At 56.2% G+C, this 521-nt stretch carries 1 rRNA gene; it reads right to left on the bottom strand.

Features of this window, described 5'->3' with window-relative positions:
- A 23S ribosomal RNA gene (locus Q6350_RS15320) occupies nt 1-478 on the bottom strand; the annotation flags it as partial.
- Between the last annotated feature and the right edge of the window lie 43 nt (nt 479-521).

Genomic DNA, 521 nt, shown 5'->3' with positions numbered 1-521 from the left:
GATTCACACGGGATTTCACGGGCCCCGTGCTACTTGGGATCCCCTCCACCAGGCCACGCGATTTCGTCTACGGGACTCACACCCTCTACGGTCCGCCTTTCAATGCGGTTCGACTATCACGCGACTTTCTTACTGGTCAGAACCATGTCAGTGGTTCTCGGAAGGTCCCACAACCCCGCACACGCAACGCCTGACAGCTTGACACGCATACGGTTTGGCCTCATCCGCTTTCGCTCGCCACTACTCACGGAATATCTCTTCCTGTCGGTACTGAGATGTTTCACTTCCCGACGTTCCCTCCAGGCGCCCTATACATTCAGGCGTCGGTGACCGCACATGACTGCGGCCGGGTTCCCCCATTCGGACACCCTCGGATCACAGCTCGTTTGCCAGCTCCCCGAGGCTTATCGCAGGCTACAACGTCCTTCTTCGGCTCCTAGTGCCAAGGCATCCACCATGTGCCCTTAAAAACTTCGACACACTACAAAATTGCTACAGAAATCCAAGAAAACACACCCCAC

Origin of the sequence: Isoptericola sp. b515 (assembly GCF_030588125.1) — a bacterium.
Taxonomy (GTDB): Bacteria; Actinomycetota; Actinomycetes; order Actinomycetales; family Cellulomonadaceae; genus Isoptericola; species Isoptericola sediminis.
This window is presented reverse-complemented; position numbering and strand designations above follow the sequence as displayed.